The 6,351-nt window shown below is 40.0% G+C and carries 7 protein-coding genes; all 7 read left to right on the plus strand.

Annotated elements, in window-relative coordinates; translation table 11 throughout:
* The first annotated feature begins 7 nt into the window (after window positions 1-7).
* Window positions 8-652, plus strand: a complete 645-nt coding sequence (locus ACTCIM_RS05785) for a succinate dehydrogenase/fumarate reductase transmembrane subunit (RefSeq protein WP_464280085.1) — start codon at window positions 8-10, stop codon at window positions 650-652.
* Window positions 653-667: 15 nt separating this feature from the next.
* Window positions 668-2,521: a fumarate reductase flavoprotein subunit gene (locus ACTCIM_RS05790; RefSeq protein ID WP_035260325.1), complete on the plus strand. Its 1,854-nt coding sequence runs from the start codon at window positions 668-670 to the stop codon at window positions 2,519-2,521.
* A gap of 18 nt (window positions 2,522-2,539) precedes the next feature.
* Window positions 2,540-3,289 (plus strand): fumarate reductase iron-sulfur subunit, encoded by a 750-nt coding sequence (locus ACTCIM_RS05795; protein ID WP_464280084.1) that lies wholly within the window; start codon window positions 2,540-2,542, stop codon window positions 3,287-3,289.
* 9 nt (window positions 3,290-3,298) lie between these two features.
* Window positions 3,299-4,135 carry a fumarate hydratase gene (locus tag ACTCIM_RS05800; RefSeq protein WP_464280083.1) on the plus strand — a complete coding sequence of 279 codons (837 nt, stop codon included), beginning with the start codon at window positions 3,299-3,301 and terminating at the stop codon, window positions 4,133-4,135.
* Window positions 4,136-4,672: a Fe-S-containing hydro-lyase gene (locus ACTCIM_RS05805; RefSeq protein WP_029967977.1), complete on the plus strand. Its 537-nt coding sequence runs from the start codon at window positions 4,136-4,138 to the stop codon at window positions 4,670-4,672.
* A gap of 1,208 nt (window positions 4,673-5,880) precedes the next feature.
* Window positions 5,881-6,126 (plus strand): hypothetical protein, encoded by a 246-nt coding sequence (locus tag ACTCIM_RS05810; protein WP_464280082.1) that lies wholly within the window; start codon window positions 5,881-5,883, stop codon window positions 6,124-6,126.
* A 36-nt stretch (window positions 6,127-6,162) separates the two neighbouring features.
* A partial coding sequence (locus ACTCIM_RS05815; protein WP_472314383.1) for a hypothetical protein occupies window positions 6,163-6,351 on the plus strand: 189 nt, incomplete at its 3' end.

Below are 6,351 nucleotides of genomic sequence, written 5' to 3' on the forward strand. Positions count from 1 at the left end.
AGGCATTATGAACAGTGCAAGCAAGGTTATGGTGGGCAGAGTTGGTAAAGGTTCTGCTTACCTGGATTTGAGTCAGGCTTTAAGCGGAATTTTGCTAAGTCTGTTTATGCTGGGACATACCCTTTTTGTCTTTGGGATTGTTTTTGGAGCAAAATTTTTTGACCAGGTAGCGGGTTTTTTGGAAAGCACCAATTTAGCTCAAATAGGCGGGCCTATTGTGGGTTTGATTTTTCTGGTGCATTTTATTTTAGCTGCGCGAAAAATTCCCTTTACCACCAAAGAGCAAAAAATAGTCTGGAGACAGGCTTTAATGTTAAAGCACAGTGATACCTGGCTCTGGTTGGTTCAGGTCATTACAGGAATGTTGTTATTGCTTTTAGGGAGTATTCATGTCTGGGTGATTTTAAATGATTTGCCCATAACTGCCTTAAAATCTAAAGAGCTGGTTCAGAGTGGGCTGTGGTTGTATTTTAATCTACTGTTTTTATTCTCAGTGGCTTTGCACCTGGGAATAGGCCTGTATCGGGTAGGAGCCAAGTGGGGTTTTGTTACCAGAAGTAATCGTTTTCAGGTAAAAAAGGTGATTTGGGGGCTTATTGGTGGTTTAATTTTATTGGACCTTATTAGTTTATTTCGTTTTTACTTCTTATAAAAAGGGGAAGTTATGGTGGAGACAATTTATACAGATTTGTTGTGTATAGGAGCAGGGCTGGCAGGAGAAAGAGTAGCTGTAGAGGCAGCAGAAGCTGGTTTTAAGGCTATCTGTCTTAGTCTGGTGCCGGCCAGAAGGTCTCATTCCTCTGCAGCTCAAGGGGGAATGCAGGCTGCTTTAGGTAATTGTATTAAAGGTGAAGGGGACAACCCGGATATTCACTTTGAAGATACTGTCAAAGGCTCTGACTGGGGCTGCGATCAGGAAGTGGCCAAACTTTTTGCTGAAACAGCGCCCATTGCCATTCGACAACTGGCCTATTGGGGAGTTCCCTGGAATAGAGTGGTGGCAGGAAAATCCTTTTATTACAAAGGCGGACAAAAGTTAGAAAAAGAAGAGAAAAAAGAAAAAGAAGGCTTGATTACAGCCAGGGATTTTGGCGGGACAGCCAAGTGGAGGGCCTGTTATTGTTCAGATGGTACCGGGCATGCCATGCTTTATACCATGGACAGTGTGGCAGTGAGCAAGGGAGTAGAAGTACACGATAGGGCAGAGGCCATTTCCCTTATTCACGACGGTGAAAATTGCCTGGGTGCAGTGGTTCGCTGTTTGCGTACAGGTAAGCTTAGAGTGTATCTGGCTAAAGCGACCTTAATTGCCACAGGTGGTTTTGGTAGAATCTATAGGGCTTCAACCAATGCAGTTATTAACGAAGGTGGAGGCCAGATAATTGCCTTAAATACAGGTTTAGTGCCTTTAGGCAATATGGAAGCAGTCCAGTTTCACCCCACTGGCATTGTTCCTGGAGATATTTTAGTGACAGAAGGTTGTAGAGGTGATGGGGGAACTTTGCTGGATGTAAATGAAGAAAGGTTTATGCATATTTACGAGCCAGCAAAGGCAGAATTGGCTTCTAGAGATGTGGTCTCTAGACGCATGGTAGAGCACATGCGTAAAGGTTTGGGCGTAAAAAGTCCCTATGGGGAGCATTTGTGGCTGGATATTAGACACTTAGGAGAAGCCCATATTAAGACCAAATTAAGAGAAGTTTATGATATTTGTATGAATTTTTTGGGAATAAATCCTGTGCATGAGCTTATTCCTGTGCGTCCTACCCAGCACTATAGCATGGGAGGTATTCGCACCAATAAGTATGGAGAAGCTTATGGTTTAAAGGGTTTATTTTCCGCAGGAGAGGCTGCTTGCTGGGATATGCATGGCTTTAATCGTTTGGGGGGAAATTCTCTGGCTGAAACAGTGGTAGCTGGAATGATTGTGGGCAAGAGGATAGTGGAATTTTTACAGGAAAGGGAGGTCAATTTTAAGACTTCTGTTGTGGAAAAGGAAGTAAAAAAACAGGAAGAACGCATTGCCAGGCTCATTTCTGGTGGCAAGGAAAATGTGTATAAAGTGCGAGAAGCCATGCAAGATGTCCTTATGGACTATGTGGGTATTTTTAGAAATGGTAAAGACCTGCAAACAGCTGTGGATAAGCTGCAGGAAATTTTGGAAAGGGCTAAGAATGTGGGCTTAAAGTCCAGTGGCAAAGGAGCCAATCCAGAGCTTACCCTGGCCTTGAAAATTGAAGGTATGGTTAAATTGGCTCTGTGTGTTGCTTACGGGGCCCTGGAAAGAAAGGAAAGTAGAGGTAGTCATGCCAGAGAAGACTATCCCTACCGCAATGACCGAGATTGGTGGGTAAGGACACTTGCCTATTTTGAAGAGGGCAAGAGTTTGCCTACCTTAAAATACGAGCCTGCAACTAAAGAGGTCATTTTACCTCCAGGAGAGCGTGGCTATGGTGGGGCCAAAATTGTTCCCTTTGATTATCCCAAAGACAAACCTCTTCCCTTTGAAGAGGAAAAATAACAGAAAAGAGGTCTAAAAATGCCTAGAATGCTGCAATTTAATATTTTTCGTTATAATCCCCAGGATGAGGATTCTAAACCACACATGCAGACTTTTTACCTAGAAGAAACTCCTAATTTGAACTTATTTATTGCTTTAAATAAAATAAGAGAAGAGCAAGATCCTTCTTTGCAATTTGATTTTTGTTGCCGGGCTGCTATTTGTGGGGCCTGTGCTATGGTTATAAATGGTAAGCCCTCTTTAGCCTGTAAGACCAAAACCAAAGACCTTCCAGACCAGATAAATCTTTTGCCTTTACCTGGATTTAAACTGGTGGGAGACCTTTCTGTAGATACAGGTAGCTGGTTTAGAAGTATGAATGAACGGGTAAAGGCCTGGGTGCATCAGGATAAAGAATTTGACCCTACAGCAGAAGAAGAGAGAATGGACAACAGTTTGGCCGAAAAGATTTATGAATTAGATAGATGTATAGAGTGTGGTTGTTGTATTGCTGCCTGTGCCACAGCCCAAATGCGTTCGGACTTTTTAGGTGCTGTAGCCCTAAATAGAGTGGCTCGTTTTATCTTGGACCCCAGGGATAAGCGTACAGAAAAGGAATATTTTGAAATTATTGGAACAGATCAGGGGATTTTTGGTTGTATGGGGCTTTTGGCCTGCGAAGATGTGTGTCCCAAAAATATTCCTTTGCAAGACCAGTTGGGCTATTTACGACGCAAAATGGGGCTGGGAGCAGTAAAAAATTATCTTTTCTGGCGCAAAGAAAAATAGGAGAAAGGAATGCGAGTAATAAGGGCTTCAGAAATTAGTGAAGCTGTAGCTAAGTTGGTAGTAGAAGCCAATTTGTTTTTGCCTGAGGATGTAAAAGAGGCTTTACATACTGCTCTGGAAAGGGAAGAAAGCGAGTCTGGGAAAGAAATTTTAAGCCAGCTCATTGCCAATTATAAACTGGCAGAAGAAAGTGGTCTTCCTCTCTGTCAGGATACTGGTTTGGCCATATTTTTTGTAGAATTGGGAGAAGAGGTAAAGGTAGAGGGCAGTTTAAAAGAAGCTATTCAGGCTGGAGTTAGACAAGGGTATGAAAAAGGTTATTTGCGCAAATCCGTGTGTGATCCCTTTTCCAGGCAGAATACCAAAGATAATACGCCAGCTATAATTCACCTGGACCTGGTTCCTGGAGATAAGTTGAAGATAAGTTTTATGGCCAAAGGGGGCGGGAGTGAAAATATGTCCAGGTGCACCATGCTGGCTCCTGCTCAAGGATTTGCAGGGATAAAAAACTTTGTTCTGAAAAGAGTAAAAGAAGCTGGGCCCAATCCCTGTCCGCCCATTATTGTGGGCATTGGCATTGGGGGAAGTTTTGATCTGGCCCCAATTTTGGCCAAAAAGGCTTTGCTTAGACCTCTAGATAAGTTTCATCCTGACCCTGAGATAGCTGCCAAGGAAAAGGAACTTTTAGCTGAAATTAATAATCTGGGCATAGGTCCCATGGGACTGGGAGGGAAAACAACCTGTCTGGGAGTAAAAATAGAAGTCCATCCCTGTCATATTGCTTCTTTGCCTCTGGCAGTAAATATTCAGTGTCATTCGGCTAGGCATAAGGAGGTTATCCTTTAAATGAGTGAATATAGATTACAGACACCTTTGACTGAAGAGGATATTTTGCAACTAAAAGTAGGGGATAAGGTCTTACTTTCAGGTATAATCTATACAGCCAGAGATGCTGCCCACAAACGCTTGCTGGAAGCTTTGGCTAAGGGAGAGGAGTTACCCTTTCCAGTAGAGGGTGCGGTTATTTATTATGTAGGGCCTTCACCTGCTCCTCCTGGAAAAGTGATTGGCTCTGCAGGGCCTACCACTAGTTATAGAATGGACAGTTATGCCCCTACCTTGCACAAGCTGGGAGTAAAAGCAACCATAGGTAAAGGTAAAAGAAGCCCAGAAGTAAAAGAAGCTTTGCAAAAATATAAAGCAGTTTATTTTGGGGCCACAGGTGGAGCTGGAGCCCTTCTTTCCAAGTGTATTAAGCGTGCTAAAATAATTGCCTATGAAGATCTGGGTCCAGAAGCCATCAGAGCCTTACAGGTAGAGGACTTTCCCCTTTTGGTGGTCAATGATGCCTATGGGGGAGAACTTTATGTGACCTTTGATTAGAAAAATAGTAAAAGTATGTTTTTAAATAATAGTTAATATTTTAAAATAGAAAAAACAATAATAACAATAAAAAAACAGGAGGAAAAGAAGATAAAGAAAAACATTTTTAGTTTTTTTAATTTAACTTGTCAGAATTGAACTAGATTAAAATTGATTATTAACTTTATTTTTTTCTGAGATAATAAGGGTTAATAGTTTTAAATATTATCCTGTAGTAATTGCCAGAACTGAGAAGTATTATCTTTTCTTTAAATTTATTTCTTTGGACAGGGACTCTTAATTATTATTGTCAATCCGTATCAGTAGTATTTTCACTTTTAATTCACACCCAAAGCGTTTAATGTTTCTTTGCTATTAGCATTAAGTAGATATATTAGTGTTGCATATATCTAAGACTTCTTGCATTTTATTTCCAATAAAAATTATGTTTTTTAATTTTTTATTGCTGGTTATTTTTGTATGTTTATTGTCTTTTTTTATTTCTGGTAATATTTAAGGTGCTTAAGGTTCAGGTGTTCGTACATTCAAAAGCATTAAATGTGTGCTAACAGTATATAACTAAATAGCCTTTAGATTTTCCTGCAAATTGTAGTCAGGGATATTTACAGGCTTAAAAAGATGTGATAAAGTTAAAATGCTTAAAAAAATATTTAATATCTATTTGATATTATTGGTAAATTAAAAATAAAAACAAGAAAAATTTTAACTCATTTTGGGGTTTAAAAATTTTCTGTTTTTTTGGTGTTTATCAATATAAATTTAATTTTAAAAGAATATAGCTTATTTTAAAAGAATTGAATGTGCTTTTAGAGTGAACTACAAAAGTATTTGTATTTGAGTATGATATGTAAAGTTATTTTGAATATATATTTTTATATGTGTACTATATCTTTTTTAGGAGGTAAAAGATGGGTAGGCTAATTAAGATTGGTCTTTTATTTTTACTACTTTACTTTTCTTAACCTCCTCCACTCTTTGGGCAGAAACAGATGCGAAAGGTTGGAAAGATCATCCCTTTGTAAGCAGAATGCCGCAACATTACATCTATAGCTGTGAGACTGTTGATTGGGGTGTTGCTGATTTTGTCAATGAACAAAGGGGGAAGAGGTTAAGATTGAGGGGAAGGTGTTCAGGATTGAATTGGCCTCCTATAACTTTTCAAGGCCTGATTCAATGAACCATCTCTATAAATGGGATGGAGGACCACCATGAAAAAGCAGATTTATTTTAGCCTAATTTCATTATTTTTTCTTGTTTTATTTAATCTTCGGATGGCTGAATCTTCAAGCCCTGAGGAATGGAGCCAGGCTTATGAGAGGCTCCATTCCCGGATTGAGAAAAATTACAATCAACCCAAAGGAGATCCTCCTGAATTGGAGCCTTATTTACAGTGGATGGAGGCCAAGGCCAGAGACAGGGATGAAGTTGAAGGCATTTTAGAAGAGATAAAATAGCTTGTACAGCAGTATCCGGAAAATCAGGACTATAAGATGTGGGGAGCACGCTTTTCTTCTCTTTTGCGTTTGGCTCAAGGTTCAGGAGAGACTACAGTTAACGGAGCTGTGTTGAAATTTATGCGTATAAGAGACCCCAGGTCCCCCAAGGCTGCAAATTGGGAAACAGTAATAGAGCGGTTGAAAAATTACGGACGAAAAATCTACCTCAAGGCCAGGGAAACC

The sequence above is a fragment of the Desulfonauticus sp. genome (assembly GCF_055126295.1).